The organism is Micromonospora sp. DT233 (assembly GCF_049841815.1).
Taxonomy (GTDB): Bacteria; Actinomycetota; Actinomycetes; order Mycobacteriales; family Micromonosporaceae; genus Micromonospora.
Map to the genome: position 1 here is coordinate 37,970 of NZ_JBNCLB010000007.1, position 21,689 is coordinate 59,658.

The 21,689-nt window shown below is 74.2% G+C and carries 17 protein-coding genes; 11 read left to right on the forward strand and 6 right to left on the reverse strand.

Going from position 1 to position 21,689, the window contains the following annotated elements; translation table 11 throughout:
* Positions 1-7: 7 nt before the first annotated feature.
* From ACLQ2V_RS17220 to ACLQ2V_RS17245, 6 genes are all read left to right on the forward strand, one after another.
* Entirely contained in the window at positions 8-952 is a 945-nt protein-coding gene (locus tag ACLQ2V_RS17220) for an ABC transporter permease (RefSeq protein WP_425719508.1), read from the forward strand.
* Positions 949-1,893, forward strand: a complete 945-nt coding sequence (locus tag ACLQ2V_RS17225; RefSeq protein ID WP_425719509.1) for an ABC transporter permease — start codon at positions 949-951, stop codon at positions 1,891-1,893. Before ACLQ2V_RS17220 ends, ACLQ2V_RS17225 begins: the two co-directional genes overlap by 4 nt.
* Positions 1,890-2,921 (forward strand): ABC transporter ATP-binding protein, encoded by a 1,032-nt coding sequence (locus ACLQ2V_RS17230; protein WP_425719510.1) that lies wholly within the window; start codon positions 1,890-1,892, stop codon positions 2,919-2,921. Before ACLQ2V_RS17225 ends, ACLQ2V_RS17230 begins: the two co-directional genes overlap by 4 nt.
* A complete protein-coding gene (locus tag ACLQ2V_RS17235) occupies positions 2,918-4,009 on the forward strand; it encodes an ABC transporter ATP-binding protein (RefSeq protein ID WP_425719511.1) in 1,092 nt (363 codons plus the stop codon). Before ACLQ2V_RS17230 ends, ACLQ2V_RS17235 begins: the two co-directional genes overlap by 4 nt.
* A gap of 87 nt (positions 4,010-4,096) precedes the next feature.
* On the forward strand, positions 4,097-4,855 hold the full coding sequence (locus tag ACLQ2V_RS17240; RefSeq protein WP_425719512.1) for a hypothetical protein: 759 nt from the start codon (positions 4,097-4,099) through the stop codon (positions 4,853-4,855).
* Between the two features lie 95 nt (positions 4,856-4,950).
* A complete protein-coding gene (locus ACLQ2V_RS17245; RefSeq protein ID WP_425719513.1) occupies positions 4,951-6,075 on the forward strand; it encodes a DUF3103 family protein in 1,125 nt (374 codons plus the stop codon).
* A gap of 50 nt (positions 6,076-6,125) precedes the next feature.
* Here the strand turns inward: ACLQ2V_RS17245 and ACLQ2V_RS17250 are convergent, their stop codons facing one another.
* A complete protein-coding gene (locus ACLQ2V_RS17250; protein ID WP_425719514.1) occupies positions 6,126-7,562 on the reverse strand; it encodes a cellulase family glycosylhydrolase in 1,437 nt (478 codons plus the stop codon).
* Between the two features lie 186 nt (positions 7,563-7,748).
* Complete coding sequence (locus ACLQ2V_RS17255; protein ID WP_425719515.1) at positions 7,749-8,762, reverse strand: LacI family DNA-binding transcriptional regulator; 1,014 nt, start codon at positions 8,760-8,762, stop codon at positions 7,749-7,751.
* Positions 8,763-8,985: 223 nt separating this feature from the next.
* Here ACLQ2V_RS17255 and ACLQ2V_RS17260 point away from each other — a divergent pair, with 223 nt between their 5' ends.
* Genes ACLQ2V_RS17260 through ACLQ2V_RS17270 form a run of 3 tightly spaced genes read left to right on the forward strand, consistent with a single transcriptional unit; the run spans position 8,986 to position 11,718 of the window.
* On the forward strand, positions 8,986-9,981 hold the full coding sequence (locus ACLQ2V_RS17260) for an ion transporter (RefSeq protein ID WP_425719516.1): 996 nt from the start codon (positions 8,986-8,988) through the stop codon (positions 9,979-9,981).
* Between the two features lie 35 nt (positions 9,982-10,016).
* A complete protein-coding gene (locus tag ACLQ2V_RS17265; RefSeq protein ID WP_425719517.1) occupies positions 10,017-10,805 on the forward strand; it encodes a dienelactone hydrolase family protein in 789 nt (262 codons plus the stop codon).
* Positions 10,806-10,845: 40 nt separating this feature from the next.
* Positions 10,846-11,718, forward strand: coding sequence for an LLM class flavin-dependent oxidoreductase (locus ACLQ2V_RS17270; protein WP_425719518.1), 873 nt, complete (start codon positions 10,846-10,848; stop codon positions 11,716-11,718).
* A gap of 90 nt (positions 11,719-11,808) precedes the next feature.
* Here the strand turns inward: ACLQ2V_RS17270 and ACLQ2V_RS17275 are convergent, their stop codons facing one another.
* On the reverse strand, positions 11,809-12,987 hold the full coding sequence (locus ACLQ2V_RS17275) for a hypothetical protein (protein WP_425719519.1): 1,179 nt from the start codon (positions 12,985-12,987) through the stop codon (positions 11,809-11,811).
* A 3-nt stretch (positions 12,988-12,990) separates the two neighbouring features.
* Positions 12,991-18,345 (reverse strand): hypothetical protein, encoded by a 5,355-nt coding sequence (locus tag ACLQ2V_RS17280; RefSeq protein ID WP_425719520.1) that lies wholly within the window; start codon positions 18,343-18,345, stop codon positions 12,991-12,993.
* 356 nt (positions 18,346-18,701) lie between these two features.
* On the opposite strand from ACLQ2V_RS17280, the gene ACLQ2V_RS17285 reads away from it, so the two are divergent.
* Both ACLQ2V_RS17285 and ACLQ2V_RS17290 read left to right on the forward strand, forming a co-directional pair.
* On the forward strand, positions 18,702-19,022 hold the full coding sequence (locus tag ACLQ2V_RS17285; RefSeq protein WP_425719521.1) for a hypothetical protein: 321 nt from the start codon (positions 18,702-18,704) through the stop codon (positions 19,020-19,022).
* A 52-nt stretch (positions 19,023-19,074) separates the two neighbouring features.
* Positions 19,075-19,641 (forward strand): snapalysin family zinc-dependent metalloprotease, encoded by a 567-nt coding sequence (locus ACLQ2V_RS17290; protein ID WP_425719522.1) that lies wholly within the window; start codon positions 19,075-19,077, stop codon positions 19,639-19,641.
* Positions 19,642-19,756: 115 nt separating this feature from the next.
* Here the strand turns inward: ACLQ2V_RS17290 and ACLQ2V_RS17295 are convergent, their stop codons facing one another.
* Together ACLQ2V_RS17295 and ACLQ2V_RS17300 are read right to left on the reverse strand one after the other, a co-directional pair.
* A complete protein-coding gene (locus tag ACLQ2V_RS17295; RefSeq protein ID WP_425719523.1) occupies positions 19,757-20,686 on the reverse strand; it encodes a diacylglycerol/lipid kinase family protein in 930 nt (309 codons plus the stop codon).
* Between the two features lie 116 nt (positions 20,687-20,802).
* Positions 20,803-21,630 (reverse strand): amidohydrolase family protein, encoded by an 828-nt coding sequence (locus tag ACLQ2V_RS17300; protein WP_425719524.1) that lies wholly within the window; start codon positions 21,628-21,630, stop codon positions 20,803-20,805.
* Positions 21,631-21,689 lie beyond the last annotated feature (59 nt).

Consider the following 21,689-nt stretch of genomic DNA (forward strand, 5'->3'; position numbering starts at 1 on the left):
GCCTCGCGTGGCACGCTTCGTCCTCCGCCGGCTGCTGCAGTCGGTCGTAGTCCTGCTCGGGGTGACGCTGGTCGTCTTCCTCCTGCTGCAACTCGTCCCCGGCGACCCGGTGCGGGTCGCCCTGGGGACCCGCTTCGACCAGCAGACCTACGACGCGCTGCGGGCGCGGGCCGGTCTGGACCAGCCCCTGCTCACCCAGTACGTCAGCTACGTCGGTCACGCGCTGACCGGCGACCTCGGGGTGAGCTTCCGCAGCGGCCAGCCGGTCACCACGATCGTGTTGGAGCGGCTGCCGGCCACCCTCTCGCTGGCGGTCACCGCCGTGCTGCTGGCGCTGCTGGTCGCCTTCCCGCTGGGCGTGCTCTCGGCGGTGCGCAGCGGCTCGGCCCTGGACCACGCGGCCCGGGTGTTCAGCCAGTTCGGCGTCTCGGTGCCGGACTTCTGGATGGGCATCATGGGCATTCTGCTCTTCGCCGGGGTGCTCGGCTGGCTGCCGCCGTCGGGGTACGTGGCGCTGACCGAGGACCCGGGCCGGTGGGCGTCGCACGTGCTGCTGCCGGCGGCGGCGGTGGGGCTGGTCACCGCCTCGATCCTCACCCGGTTCATCCGCTCGTCGGTGCTGGAGGTGCTCTCCGAGGACTACGTGCGCACCGCCGAGGCCAAGGGGCTGCGTCCCCGGGTCGTGGTGCTGCGGCACGTGCTGCGCAACGCGCTGATCCCCGTGGTCACCGTGGTGGCGGTGCAGTTGGCCAGCCTGATCGGCGGGGTGATCGTGATCGAGGTGCTCTTCGCCTGGCCAGGCGTCGGCCAGCTCACCTACGACGCGGTCCAGGCCCGCGACTACCCGGTGCTGCAGGGCGCGGTGCTCTTCGTGGCCGCCCTCTTCCTGCTGATGAACCTGCTGGTGGACGTGCTCTACGCCCGCCTCGACCCACGGATCGGGGTCAAATGAGCGCCCCCGCCCCCGCCCATGACCCGCGCACGGACGCGGCCGACCACGGGCCGGGCCGCGAGGGCGATGTCGGAGACGGCACGCTGCGCCGCGCGCTGGCCGCGCTGCGGCACGACCCGTTGGCCGTCGTCGGCACGGTGGTGCTGGCGGTGCTGATCGTGGTCGGGGTGGCCGGCCGGTGGCTGGCGCCGGACGGGATCAACGACGTCGACGTGGACGGGATGCTGCGCCCGCCGAGCCTCGACCACCCCTTCGGCACCGACGAGCTGGGCCGCGACGTGCTCAGCCGGGTCCTCGTGGCCGCCCGGGTGTCGCTGGAGGTGGGGCTGGTCAGCGTCGGCATCGCGCTGCTGGTCGGGGTGAGCGTCGGGCTGCTGGCCGGCTGGTACCGGGGCTGGGTCGACAACGTCCTCATGCGCGGCATGGACGTGCTCTTCGCGTTCCCGGTGCTGCTGCTGGCGGTGGCGATCGTCGCGGTGCTGGGGCCGGGGCTGCTCACCGCGATGGTCGCCATCGGGGTGGTCTACACCCCGATCTTCGCCCGGGTCACCCGCGCGGGCGTGCTCTCCGTGCGGGAGCAGGTCTTCGTCCGGGCGGCGGTGTCGATCGGCACGTCCGACGCGCGGATCATCCGCCGCCACGTGCTGCCCAACATCGCGGCCCCGCTGATCGTGCAGACGTCGCTCTCGCTGGCCTTCGCCATCCTCTCCGAGGCGGCCCTGTCCTTCCTCGGCCTGGGCATCCAGCCGCCGGACCCGGCCTGGGGGCGGATGCTCTACGACGGGCGCGGGTTCGTCACCGAGGCGTGGTGGCTCGGCGTCTTCCCCGGCGCCGCCATCTTCCTCACCGTGCTCGCCTTCAACCTGGTCGGCGACGCGCTGCGGGACGTGCTGGATCCCCGCCAACTGACCGTCGGCGAGGCGAGGAGGAGCAGGGCATGAGCGAGCGCACCACGATCCCGGCCCAACCGGACCCGGCCCACGGCGACCCCGGCGGGGAGCCCGTGCTGGCCATCGAGGACCTGACCGTCACGCTCGGCACCCGCCGGGGGCCGGCGCGGGCGGTGGCCGGCGTGAGCTGGTCGGTGCGGGCCGGGCAGACCCTCGCCCTGGTCGGCGAGTCCGGCAGCGGCAAGAGCATGACCGTGCTGGCCGCCACCGGCCTGGCCCCCCGCACGGCCCAGGTCACCGGCCGGGTCCGGCTGCTCGGCGAGGAGCTGACCGCGCTGCCGGAGTCCCGCCGCCGGCGGCTGCGCGGCCGGCACGTCGGCTTCGTCTTCCAGGACCCGATGACCTCGCTCAACCCGGTGCTGACCGTGGGCCGGCAGGTCACCGAGGCCTGCGAGGAACACCTGGGCATGACCCGCCGCCAGGCGCGGGCGCGGGCCCTGGACCTGCTCGACCTGGTCGGCATCCCGTCGCCGGGGCAGCGGGTGGACGCGTACCCGCACCAGTTCTCCGGCGGGATGCGCCAGCGGGTCGTCATCGCGATGGCGCTGGCCTGCGAGCCGGCGCTGCTCATCGCCGACGAGCCGACCACCGCGCTGGACGTCACCACCCAGGCGCAGATCGTCGAGCTGGTCGCCGACCTGCGCGACCGGCTCGGCACCGCCGTCGTCTGGATCACCCACGACCTCGGCGTGGTCGCCGGGGTCGCCGACAGCGTCGCCGTCATGTACGGGGGGCGCATCGTCGAGCAGGGCTCCGTCGACGCGGTCTTCGACGCGCCGTCGCACCCGTACACCCGGGCGCTGCTGGCGGCCCGCCCCGACCCGGCCCACGCCGGCGGGGACCTGCCGGCGATCCCGGGCGCCCCGCCGAGCCCGCTCGACCTTCCCGCCGGGTGCGCGTTCTGGCCCCGCTGCCCGGTGCGCGGCGACGCCCGCTGCGAACACGTTCTGCCGCCCCTGGTCCCGGTCGCCCCCGGGCACCTGGTACGCACCTTCTACCCGCCCGCGGAGGACGAATGAGCACCGACACCGCCCGGGGCGTACCCCCGTCCGTCGCCGCGGCCGACGAGCCCGTCGCCGAGCTCGACGACCTGCGGGTGTGGTTCCCCGGGCCCGGCGGCGCGGCCGTGCGGGCCGTGGACGGGGTGTCGCTGCGCATCCGGCGCGGCGAGACGCTGGGGCTGGTCGGCGAGTCCGGCAGCGGCAAGTCGACCACCGGCCTGGCATTGCTGCGCCTGGTCGACCCGACCGGCGGGACGGTCCGGGTCGGCGGCGAGGACGTGACCCGCTGGTCGCGCCGCCGGCTGCGCGCCCTGCGCCGTCGGGTGGCGATGGTGTTCCAGGACCCGCAGGCGTCGCTGGACCCCCGCCGCACGATCGGCGCGAGCGTCGCCGAGCCGCTGGTGGTGCACGGGCTGGTCGACTCCGGCGAGGCCCGCCGCCGGCGGGTCGCGGAGCTGCTGGAGATGGTGGGCCTGCGCGCCGACCTCGCCGGCCGGCATCCCCACGAGCTCTCCGGCGGCCAGCGCCAACGGGTCGGCATCGCCCGCGCGCTGGCCGGGGAGCCCGACCTGATCGTGCTCGACGAGCCGATCGCCTCGCTGGACCTGAGCGTGCAGGCGCAGATCATGAACCTGCTGCGCGGCCTGCAACGCGACCTCGGGCTGACCTACCTCTTCATCGCGCACGACCTGGCCGCCGTCGAGCACATGAGCGACCGGATCGCCGTGATGTACCTGGGCCGGATCGTGGAGACCGGCACCCCGGCGCAGCTCTACCGGCAGCCCGCCCACCCGTACACGGCCGCGCTGCTGTCGGCCGTGCCGGTGGCGGACCCGAAGGTGGAGCGGCACCGCCGGCGGATCACCCTGCGCGGCGACATCCCCAGCCCGATCGACCCGCCGAGCGGCTGCCGGTTCCGCACCCGGTGCCCGCAGGCCCGCCCCGACTGCGCCGAGACCGACCCGGCCCTGATCGAGGTCGCCGCCGGGCACCGCAACGTCACCGGGGAGCAGGCCGCCGCCGGGCCCGAGAGCGCCGCCGGGCACGCCGCCGCCTGCCTGTACGCGGGGGAGGCCGTGCGCGCCATGCGGGCCGACGGCCACTGACCGGCGTACGCGGGCAGCGGAGCCGGCCCGCACGCGGGCATACTTCCACCCGTGGAGCGAAGAAGAGGGCGGGTACCGTCCAGTGTGGTGACGCTCGTGGTCGTGGTGCTGGTGGGCGGGGTGGCGTTGCTCGGCGTCGGTGCGGCGAACGGCCAGCTCAGGGCGATGATCGGCGGTGCCCTCGGTCACCGGGAGAACCCGGTCCACGACAGCGCGGTGGCCGACGCCGCGGAGAAGGTCGACGCGGTCTCGGCCCGCTTCGACTTCGAGCACCTGCACCAGGCCGACAAGTACGCGCACTCCGCGGGCCAGCACCCCGACGTGTCGGTCCTCGAGGTCACCGGCAAGACACACTGGCAGACCGGGGTGACCTTGGTGCTCCAGGTGACCGGTCACGGGTTCGAGATCGGCGCGGACGGCTCCGTGATCAAGGAACGCGACGAGCAGGTCTGCTTTCGGCTCCAGCTCGGCCCGGAGAAGGACAGCCGCGACGACGACATCGCCTGCCCGAAGGGTGCTCCGGTGCCGGTCACCAAGGACCCGTCGCTCGCCGGCGTCGACGACCGGCTGCGCAGCGCTCTGCGCTCCGCCGCTCGGGACGAGGCCGCCGTCCGCGCGGCGGTCGCCGGCCTGCGGCTCGACCCGGCGATTCGCCAGGACGTGGCCGCGCGCGAGGGCACGGTCGGTGTCGCCCTGCGGGCCTCGCAGTACGACTGTCTGATCGCCCGCGTCACCGCGAAGGCGGTGAAGCTCTGGCGGCCCTCGCGCACCCAACTGGCCCCGGGCGAGCTGAGCTGCAGCGCCGCGCTCGCCTTCGGCAGCATCTTCGGCACGAATCCGCACTGACGCGAGACAGACATTGATGAGTGTGCTTGCATCGTTGTATATCTTCTCTGCGCCGTCGCCACGAGCCGGCGGCCGGACCACGCAGAGGAGCCCGCGTGCACACTCGTACCCCGTATCGCGCCGCGCTGGCGGCCGGCCTGGCGGCGGCGGTCCTCGCCGCCCCGGTGGCCACCCCCGCGTACGCCCGCCCCGAGCCCTCTGACCCGGTGGCCAACGCCGCGCCGGTCGGTGCGGTCTTCCCGGTCACCGACGGGCTGGCCCGCCGGCTCGCCGGGGCCCTGACCGAGCCCGCCAGCGCCCGCAGGGTCGTCGCGGCCACCGCCCGCGGGCCGGCCGACCTGCTCGCCGTGCCCTTCGCCGACGCGGGGCTGTCCCACGCCGTCGCCGACGCCAACCAGCGGGTGCTGGCCGCCAAGGGCCTGCCGGCCACGGCGGGTTCGCTGCTGCGGCTGCGCCGGGTCGGCCCGGCGCAGGCGGCGGCGCGGGGCGCGGCCCCGCTGGTCGCGGCCACCCCCACCGACGACACCCCGGGCGGCGTGACCGCCTACGGCCCGGGCGGGGCCCTGGTCACCCTCGACGCGGCCCGCGCCCCCGAGCGCCCGGTGCTGCTGGTCGAGGTCGACGCCGGGCGGGCGCTGGCCGCCGGCCTGACGCTGATGCGCGGGGAGTTGGCCCGCCGGGGCATCGCCGGCACCGCCACGCGGTCGGCGGCCGGGCCGTCGGCGACCGCCGGCTACTGGGCCACCAAGGTGGACGCGGTACGCCTCGACGACGACAACGAGCCCTGGCTCAAGGGCGACGCGGAGATCTACAACCTGGTGGCCGGGTTCGGGCTCGACGGCAAGCCCAAGGTCGACCTGGTGCAGATGCCGTACCTCGACTCCGACGGCCGGACCTACTACCCGAACCAGCTCCTGGTGCACTTCTCCGAGTACAAGTACAACCTGGCCGACGTGGTGATGATGGAGGACGACGGCGACACCAACTACCAGGCGCTGGTGCAGGCGATCGTGGGCGCGCTGCTGGTGATCGTCGACGGCGGGGTCTACCAGCCGCTGGTCAACGCGATCCTGGAGGCCATCCCGACCTCCTGGTACACCGACGACCCGGACTACGTGGACTCGTGGTACACCCTGTCGACCGGCAGCGCCGGCCGGCTGCACGGGGCGGCCGGCAACGGCTGGTTCGACGTCTCCCCCTACTTCGTCGCGCCGCTGTGACCGAGCGTCCGGTGGGGCCGCCGGGCGTGGCGGCCCCGCCGGACACCGGGTCAGATGGTGGGGAAGTTGTCCGGGGTGCGGATCCGGTTGCGGATGAAGGCGCCGGACTCGGTGAGCGAGCCGGTGCCGGTGTACGTCCCGGCGGCGCAGGTGCCGGGCCGGTACGCGGCGCTGCCCTCGTCGGCGTCGGAGAACGTCCAGTTGGCGTAGCTGATCTTCAGCCGGTCCAGCAGGTCCAGCCAGGCGGTGCTGCTGCCCACGTCCACCCCACCGCCGCCGGTGTAGGTGACGGTGCCGAACTCGGTGACGAACATGGGCAGCCGGGCGGCGGCCCGCTCCAGCTCGGCGCGGTAGTTGTCCTTGTGCGACGCGGCGTAGAAGTGGAACGCGTACATGATGTTGCTGGCGTTGACCGGGTTGTCGATAACCTCGGTGGCGTTGCCGCCCTCGGAGACCCCGAGCGAGGACCAGCCCCGGGTGCCGACGATGACGACCGCGTCCGGGTCGTTGGCGCGGATGACCGGGATGACCTGCTCGGCGTAGCTCTTGATGGTCGACCAGCTCACCCCGTTGGGTTCGTTGGTGATCTCGTAGATCACGTTCTTCTTCGCGGCGTGCCGGGCCGACACGGCGGCGAAGAAGGTCTTGGCGCGCGCCAGGTTGAACATCGGGTCACCGGGCGTGAGCGTGTGGAAGTCGATCAGCGCGTACATGCCGCGCTCGGTCGCCTCCTCGACCAGGGTGTTGACCCGGTTGGTGAAGCCGGTCGGGTCGGTCTCGTAGCCGTCCTCCTGCACGTACATCGACACGCGCAGCAGGTCGGCCAGCCAGTCCTTCGACAGCGCGTCGAGCGACGCCTCGTTGTGACACCCGGCGAACCACTGCAGGCCGTGGGTGCTCATGCCGCGCAGCTGGATCGGCCGGCCGTACTGGTTGCAGAGGTTCACCCCGCACACCCGCAGCTGGCCGTTGATCGCCACCGGCGTGCTGCCGCCCGGCGGGGGAGTGGTCGGCGGCGGCGTGGTCGGCGGCGGCGTGGTGGGCGGCGGGGGCGTGGTGGTCCCGCCCGTGCAGACCGTGCCGTTGAGCGTGAACGCCGTCGGGGCCGGGTTGCTGCCCGTCCAGGAGCCGTTGAAGCCGAGGCTGGTGCTCGCCCCGGTGGCCAGCGAGCCGTTGTAGCTCAGGCTCTGCGCGGTGACGGCGCTGCCGGTCTGGGTGAAGGTGGCCGACCAGCCCTGCGCCACCCGCTGCCCGGAGTGGGGGAAGCTGAAGCCGAGCGTCCAGCCGTTGACCGGGTCCCCGAGATTTGTGATGGTGACCGAGGCGGTGAAGCCGCCGGCCCAGTCGTTGGTGGTGTAGGTGACGGCGCAGCCGGTGGCGGCCGCGGCGTCGACGGCCGGCAGGGCCGCCGTCGCGCCCAGGGCCAGCGCGCCGACCGCGCCGGCCACGACCAGGTGTCGTCGCAGCGCGTGTGGGACTGTCTTCATCGGACCGTCTCCTCCGTGGCAATGGCGGGGCTGCTCCGGCGACGGGAGCGCCCAGGGGTGGGGTGGGGGTGTGGCGGGCCGGCGCTCGCCCGACCGGGGTGTGACACACCTCGGGAGCGCTCCCACCGCAGCGTAAGGGGACCGCAATGATCTCGCAACATTTCGATGTATCGGCGTCCTGAGTGGTCAGTGGGCGCGGGTGCTCTGCCGCACCACCAGCGGGGTGGCCAGCTCGATGCGGTGGCTGGCCAACTCCTCGCCGTCGACCAGGCTGAGTAGCATCCGGGTGGCCATCGCGGCCATCTCGGACAACGGCTGCCGGATGGTGGTCAGCGGCGGCACCGCCCACCGGGCGGCGTCCAGGTCGTCGAAGCCGACCACGCTCATGTCGTCGGGGGCGCGCAGCCCTCGCTCGTAGAGCGCCTCGTAGGCGCCCAGGGCCATCTCGTCGGAGCAGGCGAAGATCGCGGTGGGCGGTCGGCTCAGGTCGAGCAGGGCGTGCGTCGCCCGGTACCCCGACGGGGCGAGGAAGTCGCCGGCCCGTACGTAACCGGGGGGAATCCGCTGCCCGGCGGCGTCCATGGCGGCCCGGTAGCCGTCGACCCGGGCGCGGCTGCACGGCACGGCCGGCGGCCCACCGATCACCGCGATGTCCCGGTGCCCCAGGGCGAGCAGGTGCTCGGTGGCGGCGATCCCGCCGGCCCAGTTGGTCGCGCCGACCGACGGGATGTCCGGGGGTGGCTGCCCGGCCGGATCGATGATCACCACCGGGATGCCCAGCTCGTCGAGCTGGCCCCGCTGGTCGACCGACATGTCGGAGAGCACGAGGAGCACGCCGTCGCAGCGCCGCGCGCCGAGCTGCTCGGTCCAGCGGTGGTCCGGACGGCTGCGTTGTCGACTGTGCACGGCGGAGACGACCACCCCGAAACCGGCCTGGTAGGCGAACTCCTCGACGCCGTCGATGATCTGCATGGCCCACGGGCTGCCCAGGTCGCGCAGGACGAGGTCGATCAGGCCGGCGCGGTTCGCCGCGCGGGCGGTGCCACGGGCCGTGTATCCGCGCTCGTCGAGCAGCGTCTGCACCCGCTGTCGGGTGCCCGGGGCGACGTCCGGCCGGCCGTTGAGGACCTTCGAGACGGTGGGGATCGACACCCCGGCGGCGTGCGCGATCTCCGCCAGCGTCGCCCGCTGCCGCTGCATGGCATCTCCCTATAGGTCGCCGGCCCGGGCGCAGCATATCCCGAAACTTTCGGCGAGTGCGGGGGCGGGTCGACGAGCGGACGCTGTGGGGTTCGCCATCCGCAGCCCGGCCCCGCCGGACCGGCTCCGCGCCCGTCGACCCGGTCGGGGAAGGCCCGGCGACCGAAGCGGGGCGCGTGATCGACGAGGTGACGGCCCGGTGTGGTTCGGTAGGGTGACGGGCATGCTCGACGCACTCCGGCCGGCGTCGGGCGGCAACCGGCCGGCGGGCCCGCGCCGGCAGTCGGTTCTGGCCGCGCGGTGCGCCCAGATCGCCGGGTCGCGCCCGTTCGAGATCGCCATCGTCATGGTCATCCTGGCCAACGGGGTGGTGCTCGGCGTCGAGACGTACCCGGACCTGGGGCCGGCGCGTGGGCTGCTGGGCTGGCTGGAGGGGGCCTTCCGGGCCGCCTTCGTGGCCGAGATCGCCGTCCGGATGATGGCGTACGGCCGCCGCCCGCTGGACTTCTTCCGACACGGCTGGAACGTCTTCGACTTCCTGGTGATCGCGGCGATCTTCGTTCCAGGCCTGCACGGCGACTCCGCGCTGTTGCGTGTCGTCCGGGTCGCCCGGATGCTGCGGCTGGTGCGGTTCTCGCCGGGGCTGCGCACCATCGTCGCGGCGCTGTGGCGCAGCCTGCCGGGCGTCGCGGGCTTCCTCGCGCTGGCCGGGGTGACCCTCTACGTGTACGGGATGGCCGGCTGGCTCATCTTCGGCCGGGCCCAGCCGCAGGAGTACGGCGACATCGGACGGTCACTGCTGACCCTGTTCGTGCTGCTGTCCCTGGAGACGCTGCCGGACCTCGTCACGCAGGGCCTGGCCCTGTCCCCCTGGACCCTGGTCTACTACGTCAGCTACGTCATCATCGCCGTCAACCTGCTGCTCAACATCCTGATCGCGGTCATCGTCAACTCGATGGAGGAGGCCCGCCGGCTGGAGATGACCGAGCGGCTCGCCCCCGACCATGACGAGGACGGCGACGGGGTGCCCGACGAGGTGGACCGGATCGCGCTCACCCAGCGACTGGACGACCTGCGGGCCGTCATCGCCGAACTGGAGCGAGAGCTACGTATCGACCGGGACGACCGGGCGCCCCGACCCCGCCGGGATCCGGGCAGATCCGGGCTGATCCGGCCGCCGGGTCTGTCGGGGCGAACGGGACCGCCGGCGGGCGGATAGGGTGCGGGTCGGACGACGACCGGACGGAGATTGCTGTGGCGCGTACGACGACGGTGCAGGTGCCGGTGGGCGACGGGAGCGCCGAGGCGTACCTCGCCCGGCCGGACGGCGACGGCCCGTTCCCGGCCGTGCTGCTGTTCATGGACGCCTTCGGGCTGCGGCCCCGGCTGGCCGAGATGGCCGAGCGGATCGCCGACCGGGGGCACGTGGTCCTGGTGCCCAACCTGTTCCACCGGGCCGGCCCGGCCATCATGGTCGACGCCGCCCTGCTGGACACCCCGGAGGAACGCGCCCGCTCCTACGAGAAGGTCATGCGGCTCGTCGCCGGGCTGACCACGCAGGTGGTGGCCGCCGACACCGCGGCCTTCCTGGACTTCCTGGCCGGCCGGGACGACGTCGCCCCCGGCCCGGTGGCCGCCACCGGCTACTGCATGGGCGGCACGACCGCCCTGCGCGCCATCGAGGCGCTTCCCGACCGGATCGCCGCGGTGGCCAGCTTCCACGCCGGCCGGCTCGTCACCGACGCGGCGGACAGCCCGCACCTGGGCGTCGGCTCGGTGACCGGCGAGCTCTACTTCGCCCACGCCGACCAGGACAAGTCCATGACGGTCGAGCAGATCGCCACGCTGGAGGCGGCCCTCGACGCGGCCGGGGTCCGGTACCGCTCCGAGCTCTATGTCGGCGCCCCCCACGGGTTCACCATGGCCGACACCGCCGCCTACGACGAGCGGGCCGCCGAGCGGCACTGGGCCGCGCTCTTCGCGCTGCTGGACCGCACGTTCCGGCAGCACGCGGCGTCGCTGGAGGCCGGGGTCGACGGCTGATGCGTGGACCGCGCCGCCGCGTTGGGGGAGCATGACGGGCATGACGAATCTCGGTGTGGTGCTCCTGCCGCAGTTGCCGCCGGAGCGGCTGCGCGACATCATCGTGGCCGCCGACGAGGCGGGGCTGGCGGAGCTGTGGCTCTGGGAGGACTGCTTCCTGGAGAGTGGCATCGCCACGGCCGCCGCCGCCCTGGCCTGGACCCAACGCCTGCGCGTCGGCGTGGGCCTGCTGCCGGTCGCGCTGCGCAACGTGGCGCTGACCGCCATGGAGGTCGCCACCCTCGACCGGCTCTTCCCGGGCCGGTTCCGGCTCGGCGTCGGCCACGGCGTGCAGGACTGGATGGGGCAGGTCGGCGCGCGGGCCGAGTCGCCGCTGACCCTGCTGCGCGAATACCTCACGGCGCTGCGCGGGCTGCTGGCGGGCGAGCGGGTAACCGCCGAGGGCCGGTACGTGCGGCTGGCCGAGGTGGCGCTGGACTGGCCCCCGCCGGCCCCGGTCCCCGTGCTGGCCGGGGCGATCGGGCCGAAGTCCCTGCGGCTCTGCGGGGCCGCCGCCGACGGCGTGGTGCTCACCGGCGGCACCACCCCGCAGGGCGTACGCGACGCGCTCGCCCTCGTCGACGCGGGCCGGGCGGAGTCCGAGCGCAGCGGCCCGTACCCGGTCGTGGTCTACCTGCACGCGGCCACCGGCGCGGACGCCGACGCCCGGTTGGAGCGGGAGCGGCAACGCTGGGGCTACGAGACGATGGCGCAGCGGGCGGTTTCCGGCGACGCCGAAGCGGTGGCGGCCGGGGTGCGGCGGTGGGCCGAGGCGGGGGCGGACACGGTCGTGCTGCAACCGACCCCGGACGACCCCGACCCGGAGGGCTTCGTACGCTTCGTCGCCCGGCAGGTCGCTCCGCTGCTGGCCTGACCGCCGCGCCCGCCGGCCGGCGCACCCGTCGGCGGGCGGCGGCGGCCGGGGCTGCGGCGCTGCTGGCCGGCGGCGCTGACCCCGGCCCGATCACAGGGTGAGCCTGGCGAACGCCGCAACGAGCTCGCGCTGCTCGCCGGTGGTGAGGGCCTGCAGGTGGGCGAGCTTGTTGCGGGCCTGGCGCAGCAGGTGCACCGCGTCGCGCAGCGGCGGCCGGCTCCGGCCGACCAACTGGGTCACCGCCACGTGCAGCGGCCCCACCTCGAGCACCTCCGAGAGGTCGCCGAGGACGGCCTGCACCGCCGCCCTGCCACGGGACTGCAGCAGGTGGGCCGCGACCGACTGGCGGCGCGTCTCGATCCAGGGCAGCAGCACCCGGGCCTGGGCCGCCCAGACGGCATGCGAGACCGCCTCGGCCCCGCTGGCGAGCGCGCGGACCGCCGCGACGCACTCGTCGTGCCACAGGTCGACCGTGCCGGCGTCCCAGTGCCGCACCACCTCGCCGGTGGGCCGGCGGCCGGAGTTGCGCGGCAGCGGCGCCGGCGGCGGCCGCACGGCGGACGAGGGCGTGGCCTCGGCGATCAGCGCCGACAGCGAGCCGGGGTCCCCGTCCCAGCACTCGGCCAGGTGCACGGCCAGGCCGAGGTCCCACCGGCACACCTCGATCAGGGTCTCCAGGCGCACCTCACGCAGCACCCCGGGCGCGCACCGCGCCTCGACCGCCGGATGGATCCGCGCCGCCACGTCCCACCTGCTCAACCGGCCCCACCACCAGAGCGGCTCGAACGTCACATCGGTGTGGTCGTCGCCGAGCTGCGGCAGGGCGTCCCGGGTGCAGACCAGCAGCACCCGGGGCCGGTCCTGCGCCCGGCGGGGCCGGGACTCGGTGACCAGGCGGGTGACGGTGGCGGAAACCTCCCGGCGGTGCCCCGGGTGCAGCCCGGTGCAGTCGAAGACGGCCGTCCGTCCCGCCGCCTCCGGCTCGTCGAGGATGCGGGCCGTGCTCAGCGGCCCGTCGGCGACGTTGAGCGCCTGGGCGAGCCAGACCAGCGGCCCGCCGTCGTCGCACTCCGTGGCGACCTGCTGGGGATGCTCGTTGGCCTCCCAGAGCGCGGAGCTCAGGGCACCGACCAGGCCGGCCACGAAGTCCTGGTCGCCGCCGAGGACCACGGGGAGGACCACGGCGGCGTGGCGGCCGCGATTGACCTCCCGAACGGTCTCGGCGATCAGGCGCGCCGGCCCGGGGAGCCGCCAGATGTCGTCGTCCATGGCTCACCCGACGACGCGCAGCAGCGCGGCCGCCACGATGCGGTCCAGGACCCAGCCCCGGCCCGCCGGGTCCTTCTCGACGAGGTCCAGGCCGATCATGCGGTCCAGCGGCTGCGACGCGTCGCGGTTCCAGATGGCGTCCAGGTCCTCGCGGGTCACCGCCTCGACGACGATCCGATGGGTGACCGGGTCGATGGTGGCGCAGTACTGCGCCCACAGGGCCGCCTCGGCGCGGTGCCGGCCGAGGCCGGCATCGGCCAGGAATGCCTCGGCCGAATGCGGCTCGGGGAAGGGGACCGCCAGGCTGTCCAGCACGTCCTCGGTCGACCGCCCCTCCGCCACCAGCAGGACGGCGTTCTCGACCAGGGCCGGCCAGCCGGAGGTCAACTCGTGCAGCCGGCGGCGTTCCTGCGGGTTGTCGAACGGGAAGTCGTGCCAGGCCCGCAGGCCGTCGACCGACCAGCGGCCCAGGCTCAGCGTCAGCAACTCGCCCGAGTCCTCGGCGGCCAGCTTCGGCACCGCGTACTCGGCCGAGTCGACCACGACGATGGCGCGGACGGTGCGCAACGCGGCGACCGTGCTCAGCGCCCGCGTGTACTCGGCCTCGAACTGCTGCTGCCGCCCCGGTGGGCACTCCACCAGCAGGAACCGGTGCCGATGACCCGCGCCGGTGCCGGCCAGGAGCCGGGGCACCTCCGGCAGCGTCGTGCCCTCGAACCGGAGCCGTTCCCGGGAGTCGGCGCTGGTGGTGAGGGCCTGCACCACCCGGTCGACACCGAGCGCGGGCGAGCCGGTCACGAGGGCGGTGGAGTACCGGCTGCCGGCACGGAGGACGCGTGAGCCGTTCCCGCCGTCGTGGCCGCGCTCGCCGATCAGCTCGGCGATGTCCGCGTCGGTCAGCGGAGAGCGGCGTGGCGCCGAGCGGCGGCTGGCGGCGGGCATCGCCGCGCGGCTCATCGTCGGGTTGTACTCGTAGGGGAGCTCGAAGTGCACGGACGCCTCGCGCAGCTCGTGGTCGAGCGCGCTGGACGTGCCGAGCATGGCCACCACGTTCGGCGAGCGCATACCGTAGGACTCGCCGGTGCGGCGCAGGACCCCCAGCCCGACCATCTCGTCGAGGTAGCGGATGAACTCCTTGCGGGTGAGCACCTCGCTGGCGAACGCCTCGGGCCAGTACGCCTCGCAGTACTCGCGCAGGTCCTCCGGATTGAACTGCGAGCCCGCCGTGGAGTCGTTGCTGAGCAGGGCGACCACGATGGCGATGACCCGGTAGCGGTTGTCCAGGTTGATGGTCCAGCGGAACCGCTGCCCGATGAGGTTGCGCACGTCGCGGTTGGCGTACACCTGGTTGATGTTGTCGCTGGTGATGACGATGCGCCCGCCGGCGGGCGGCAGCGAGCGCTCGCGCAGGTGGTTGACCAGCGCCTCGCAGAAGATCTGCACCAGGCTGGCCTGGTAGTTGGTGAACGCCGCCACCCGCCAGACCAGCTCGCTGCGCTCGAACTCGTACCCGATGGCCCGCAGCGGCTCCGCGACCAGCTTGCGCACCTCCGCGGCCCGCAGTGGCCCGATGAGGATGTCGGTGCCGCCGTGCGCCACCGGGGTGTTCGCCGAGTCGTGGAAGCGCTGCACCTGGTGCAGGCCGGCGAAGACCGGCTTGAACCGGCGGCCCGAGGACTCCATCAGGTTCTTCAGCCCCTGCAGGGTCTGGAAGCGGGCCCCGGACTCCGCGGGGGCGAAGTCGGCGGTGAGGAAGAGGTCCGCCTCGTCCAACAGCAACAGCAGCCGGTTGGCCTCGTCCTCGCCCAGCCACCGCTTGATGCCGTCGGCGACGAGCTGCGGACCGGCGTTGGCCGACGTCGTCGACGGGAGCACGTGCAGCGCCCTGAGGTGGCGGTTGAGCAGGGCCCAGAGCTCCTTGGGCTCGTGCGACTCGCCGATGCCCTCGGACTTGAGGTCCAGGTAGAGCGCCACCCGGCGGCCGGTGGGCGCCTGGCGCGTGCTCTCGGTGAAGAGCTTCTCGACGCGGCGCAGCAGCGCCGACTTGCCCAACTGCCGACCGCCGTAGACGAACATCGAGCCGGTGGGGGACTCCAGCTCGGCCCGCTCCCGGTCCCGGCCGACGAAGACCTCGTCCGGCACGTCGCCACCGGCGAACGGCGTGTAGGGGTTGATCGAGCTGAACGGCAGCGTGATGCGCTGGGTGAGGCGGAAGTCCGGCTCCTCCCGGCAGGCCAGCCAGCCGATGACCGCCTCGTCGACCAGCAGCACCATGCCGTTGGTGTCCCGGCCAGGGCTGCTCAGGCTGCGCAGTTGCAGGCGCTGCTGCACCGGCAGGGTGCCGAAGTACAGGATGATGTTGGGGCCGGTGCGCAGCCGGTCCGGCAGCAGGCCCAGCAGGCGACCGGGCGTCGCCCGCTCCCACATGACCGCCACGTTGTAGCGGCCGTTGGCCTGGGTGCCGAACTGCGGGACGTAGGAGCGCCCCGCCGGCTTCGCCCGCACCTGGAAGATCGCCGACCGGGTACGCGGCGCGTCGGAGAGGGTGTTGAGGTAGTTGCCCTCGGCCGGGACGAGGCCCAACATGCGCAGCACGTCGGCGATCGAGCGGCGCAGCAGCGGAGTCTGGGTGTTGCGGTGCTGGCGCAGGGTGCGCCACGAGGCGATGCCGTCGGTGATGATCGCCGACATCGAGTCACCGGTGCCGAGATTGCGCCGCAGGTGCGCGATCACGTCGTCCTTCGGATCGCCGGCCCCGGCGGCCGCGGCGGCGGCCAACTCGACGACCCGGGGGAAGAACGCCGTGAAGTCGTCGTCGGTGCGTTCGGCATCGTCGACGGGCAGCGGTTGGTCGGAGTCCAGCAGGGTGAGGAACTCCTCCGCGGTGACCTCGTCGCCGCTGTCCAGCAGCGCGCTGATCCGCGCCTTGTTGACCCCCGAGGGGGAGTGCCGGTCGATGCGTTGGCGCAACTGCTCCCGGTGCTGGCGCAGCTGCGACTCGGCCTCGTCGAGCACCCGATCGAGCTGCGCCCTGGTCAGGTCGAACCGGTCGACGTACGTGTCGCGCAGGCGCTCCAGCTTCTCCTCGATCTCGTGCGCCGGCTCGTCCCGGCCCACCGCGCGGAGCTTGGCGATCGCCGTCTCCGCCGTGGCGAGCTTCCTGTCGTGCTGCTGGCGCAGATCGCGCCTGGCCTGCTGGCACTCGTCGCGCAGCAGGCGGGCCTGCTCGTCGTCCGGGGCGTCGTCGAGCAGCCGCAGCGCCATCGCGACGTTTCCCCGGTCGAGGTGCCCGCGCACCGCCTCGACGAGCGTCCGGCCGTCGAGCACGCCCTGCAACTGGCGCAGCGTCAACCGCTCGTCCGGGCGACCCTGCTCGTCGCGGTCCACCTCGAAGACCAGCCGCGCGGCGTGCTGCTCGAAGGCCGCCACCGAGTACGCGCCGACCGGCGCCGGCTCCTCGGCGAGCCAGAGCGCCAACTGGTGCAGCGCGGCGGCACCGACGGTGCGGATCTTAGCCGGCTGCTGGTACAGGCCGGCCACGCGCCGCAGCGCGTCGATGTGGGTCAGTTCCTTCGTCTGCCCGGCCTGCCGGATCGCCGCGTGCAGCCCGAGGGCGTGGTGGATGAACTCGCGGACCTCGTCGATGGACTCCTCCAGCCGGGTCCGGGCGTTCGCCACGATCTCGCTGCGCAGCTGCGAGTTGGTGCTGACCCGGGAGTCCGCCGTGTCGATCAGCGTGCGCAGCTTCGAGCGGTCCTGGAGCTGCGCGGCCAGCCGCTGCAACTGCCTGACCCGTTCGTCGGGACTGCCGTTCGCCGGCGGGCCGGCGCTGGAGAGCTGCCCGATCTGGATGAGGGCCGAACCCAGCTCCCGGCCGTCCTTGACCAGGTCGTGCAGGATGCGCGAGGCCCGGGGCAGCTTGATGTTGCGCAGCAGCAGCGTCTGCCGCAGCTCCGCCGCGGCGGCGGCGAGCCCGTCCCACTGCTTGAGCAGCTGCGGATAACTGGCGTTCTCGCCGGTGGCCCGGATCTGGCCGCGCTGCACCGTCTGCACCGCCGTGCTGATCAGGTCGTGCGACGGGGCGGCCTCGATGCTGGCCCGATCCACCAGTTGCTGTAGCCCCAGCGGGGAGTAGCCGGTGGTCAGCCCGAAGCGCAGGGACGCCGCCAGCAGGACCCTCGCCTCGTCGGCGCTCGCGGTGCCGAGGTCGTCCTCGTCCGGCGCGAAACCCGCCTGCCGCGCTGCGAGGTCCGCCGGGTCGCAGCTCATCGCGGCGGCGAAGAAGTGCAGGGCCTGCCGCCGTACCGGCGACTCGCCGGCCGCCCGGGCGAGCAGCCAGGCCAGGCCGTACTCCCCGGCCAGCAGCAGCGAGACGATGCGCGGCGGCGCGCCCTCGTCCCACGGGGACGCCGCCGCCACGGACTCGCCGGCCTGGCTGGCCTCGCCGGCCTGGCTGGCCTCGCCGGCCTGGCTCGCCTCGACCACGACGGCGGCCTGCGGCGGCGCTGCGGCGTGGGCCCCGCCCCATCCGGACGCCTCCTCGCCCCCGCTCTCGGCCCGGTCCTCAGCCCCGACCGGCGCGGCGTCGAGGCCGACCGGCTGCGCGGGGCGGTCGCCGGCCGGCTGCTCCGGGTTTTCGTCGGTGGGCTGCGCGGGCAGCGCCGGACGGCCCCGGTCCTCGGCATGCGCCGGAGGCGGCGGCCGTTCAGTGGTGGCCTCGTCGATCCGCTCGGCCGCTGGGCCGGCCGTCACCTGCCCAGGGACCGTGGCCCGGCCGACCGGCGCGGCCGGGTCGGCCTGCGGGGCCTCCGCGTCGGTCGGGCCGGCCGGGCCGGTCGGGTCGGCCTGCGGGGCCTCCGCGTCGCCCAGCCCCGTAAGGATCTCGTCGGCCTTGTCGTGGAGGCCGAGCTCGCGCAGCTTGGCAGCGGTCTCCGCCAGCAGCCGCCGGCCCGTGTCCCGGTTGCGCCGCTCCTGCTCCGCGCGCCGGGCGCGCTCCTGCGCTGCCCGGACCGCCTCGCGCCGCTGCTCCAGCGCCGCTGCCGCGTCCGCCAACGCCGCCGGTGCCGCCCCGAGCAGCGCGCCGACGGCCCGGCTCACCGCGTCCGCGCGCCGGAACCAATCCGTCGCGGTGGAGAGCGAGTGCGCCGTCGGTGGCGTCGAATCGATGGTGTCGGCCGCCGCCCGCAGCGCCCGCGCCACGTCGCCGCCCTCGGAGCGGAGCTGGCTCACCCGCGCGGCGAGCTGGTCGAGATCGCTGCCGGATTCGGATTCACCAATTGTCGAATCGGGCGAGCTGGGCTCGGCCTGGCCGGAATCTGATCCGTGGGTATCGGCGGCGTTGCTGGTCACGATTGCCATGAGGTCATCCCAGCGTTCATTGAGCAATTCAGGCTGTGCTCGCCGTGGTGAGCGGTCGTGGCGAAGAAGGTCAGGCCAGCGGGGACGGCTCGGACTTCGCTCGCTCTCACCCCACGCGAGGCCGCCAGACTAACAACTGTTTCCGAAAATGATGTGGGTGTGATCGGCCGAACATGAGGACCGTCCAGTCAGGCCGGTCCTCCGATGGTGCCGTCGCGCGGCCGCACGTGGGGCCGGCTCCGACGACGAATGAATCATGGGCGCGGAGAGAGTTTCCGCCGTCGGTGGGGCAACCTTTCTGTCGGGTGTTTGGCTTATCGGATTTCTGCTGGACAGTCGGCTTCCAGCCTGCCTTTATGCCGCCAGCCGCCGCACCGCGCACGTCGATTCTCAGCCGGTTCGGTGGGCCGATTGGGTGGACGCTCCGGGCGGCATCCGCCGTGATCGTGGTCGCGATCGTCGTCGACCGCGCTCCACTGCGCACGGTCGAGGACTGGGCGCGGCTGCCCTTCATGATCGCCGTTGCGACGGTGCTGCCGCTGGCGCTGGTGCTGTTCGTGCATCAACCGGCGCTGAGGGGGATCGGGGGCGCGGCGACCACCGGCGGAAGGCGGCCCCGCCGACGGGGGCCGGCAACTTGGTGGCCCGCGACTGTTGCTATCGAGATGCATCGATGAATACTCTGGGCTGGTCCCCGCTCGACCCTTCCCCCAGTGGAGCGTGACCCTGATGCGACCGTCCAAGCTGCTCCGGACCCTCGCCACCCTGGCCGCCGTGACCACGGCGGCCCTCGGCCTCACCGCCGTGCAGGCCGCGCCGGCCTCCGCCGCCGTGCGCAACGTCTGCTACACCACCGCCCAGGCGGGCCCCTACGCCACCTACGCCGACCAGGCCGCCGCGATCTGGAACGCCCGCACCGCCAACATCAACATGGCCAAGTGCGGCTCCAACCTGAGGATCTTGTACACCACCGGCGGCGGCTCGTACGCCCAGCGCACGAGCCTCGGCAACGGCCGGGTCGTCATCGACACCCAGCAGGCCCAGCAGTACAGCCCGCTGCGGATCATGACCCACGAGATCGGGCACATCCTCGGCCTGCCGGACAACTACAACGGCAACTGCGCCATCCTGATGTCCGGCGGCAGCGCCGGCACCTCCTGCACCAACTCGAACCCGAGCAGCGCCGAGGCCGCCCGGGTCGACTCGCTCTTCGGCTTCGCGCCGTTCGCCACGACCGGCGCCGGGGTCTTCACCGGCAGCTGGCCGGCCCCGGCGACCGCCGGCGCCCAGCGCTGAGCGAGCCACCGCAGTGCCCCGGCCGGGGCCGGCGAACCCGCCGGTCCCGGCCGGGGCGCGTCCGGCTCCGGCCCCGGAGCGTCCGGCCGCGCCGCGCCGTCGGGTGGGTGGCCGGTCAGCGGTCCGGGCTGTCGACCGGGGCCATCACCCGCAGCGCGTTGGCGGCCAGGCCGATCCGGATCGGGGTACGGCCGCAGAGCTCCCCGTCGACCTCCACCCGCGCCGGCCGGTCGGTCTCCAGCCACAGCTCCCCGACGGCCAGGAACGGGGCCTCGGTCAGCGTGCGGCGGTGGCCGGTCGCCGCGTTGCGGGCGGTGTCCCGCAGCAGCCCGCGTCGGGTCGGCCCGCCGACCGGGTACGCGACCAGCAGCCGATCGTCGGCGTCGGCGTCGGCGGTGATCGGCCGGCCGGCGTGGAAGCCGCCGTTGGCCACGTAGAGCTGGTGGGTGTGGAACTCGTGGGTGGCCGCCCCGGCCCGGACGGTGGCCCGCAGCGCCCGATGCCGGGCCAGCAGCGCCAACGCGGTGGCCGGGTACGCCAGCCGGCCGGTGACCCGCTTCAGCGCCGGTGGCGTGTGGCGCATGATGTCGGCGGAGAGCCCGATCCCGACGTGGTTGGCGAACGGCACGTCGCCGGCCAGCCCCAGGTCGACGTCGATGACCTTGCCGTCGGCGAGGACCGCCACGGCGGCGGCGAGGTCGAGCGGGAGGCCCAGGGTGCGGGCGAAGTTGTTGGTGGTGCCCAGCGGCAGCAGCCCCAGCGCGACGTCCCGGTGGGCGAGCAGCCGCGCGGCGGTGCTCTGCGTGCCGTCGCCGCCGCCGGCGACCAGCAGGTCCGGGCGCAGCGCCAGGGCGGCCTCCAGGCTGCGTTCCAGCTCGCCGGGGCGGTCCACCGGCAGCGCCGCCAGCAGGTCGAAGCCGGCCTGCGCCAGCAGCGCGCGGGCCTGCTCGTAGTGCCGCCGGCCCCGGCGGGAGCGGGCGTTGACCACCAGCGCGGCCCGTCGTCGCCGCCGGATGGCCGCGCCCAGCTCCTGCTTCGTCCGCATGGCTGTCGACCCTATCGCCGCCGTCGAGGGCGGCCCGGTCTGCGCCGCCGTCGGGGGCGGCCCGGTCTGCGCCGCCGTCGGGGGCGGCCCGGTCTGCGCCGCCGTCGGGGGGCCCGTCAGCGCCGGTCCAGGGCGCGGCGCAGGTTGCCGCCGAAGACGTCGGCCGCCTCGTCGGGGCGCAGCCGGTCGAGCCCGACCGGGTGCAGGGTCTGGGCGAACGAGACGTGGTCCAGGCTGGGGGAGTAGTCCGAGCCCCAGTAGAGCCGCCGGGGGCCGAAGCGCTCCAGCAGCAGCTCGACGAAGGGCCGGGCGGCGTCGTGCGGGTACGCCTCGGCGGGGTCGCTGACGGCGTACAGGGCGGAGAGCTTGACCCCGACGTGCGGCAACCGGGCCAGGTCGGTCAGCGGGGCGAGCCGGTCGGCGGCGGCCCGCGCGGTGGGGGCGCTCGGGTGCGGGCCGGGCAGCCCGAGGTGGCTCAGCAGCACCGGGCACCCGTCGAGCGCGGCCAGCGCCCGGCCGAGCCGGCCGGCCGCCTCCGGGGTGGCGTTGAGGCTGAGCACCCCCGCCGCCTCGGTCAGCGCCCCGGCGGCGGTGTCGACCCAGGCGGCGAAGGCGTCGGCCGAGGCCGCGTCGGGCAGGTACGCGGCGACGCCGACGAAGCCGGCCGGCCGGAGCCGGTCCAGCCAGGCCCGCGCCGCGCCGGTGGCCGGCAGGTACGCCAGCGGGGCGATCCAGTCGTGGTCGGCCGCGAGCCGGGCCAGGTGGCGGTTGTTCCCGGCGAATTCCGGCCCGCCCTCGTAGCCGACCACCAGCGCCAGGTCGATGTCGTGTTCGCGGCGCAACGTCTGGTAGATGGCGAGTTCGTCGCCCCCGGCCGGTGACCGGCCGTAGCGACCGGGGTAGCCGTCGGCGAAGAGGTGCAGGTGGGCGTCGGCGCGTGGCATGGGCGGACGATAACCGATTCCGGCCGGCCCATTGACGCCGGAGGAGCCCTCGCCTAGGT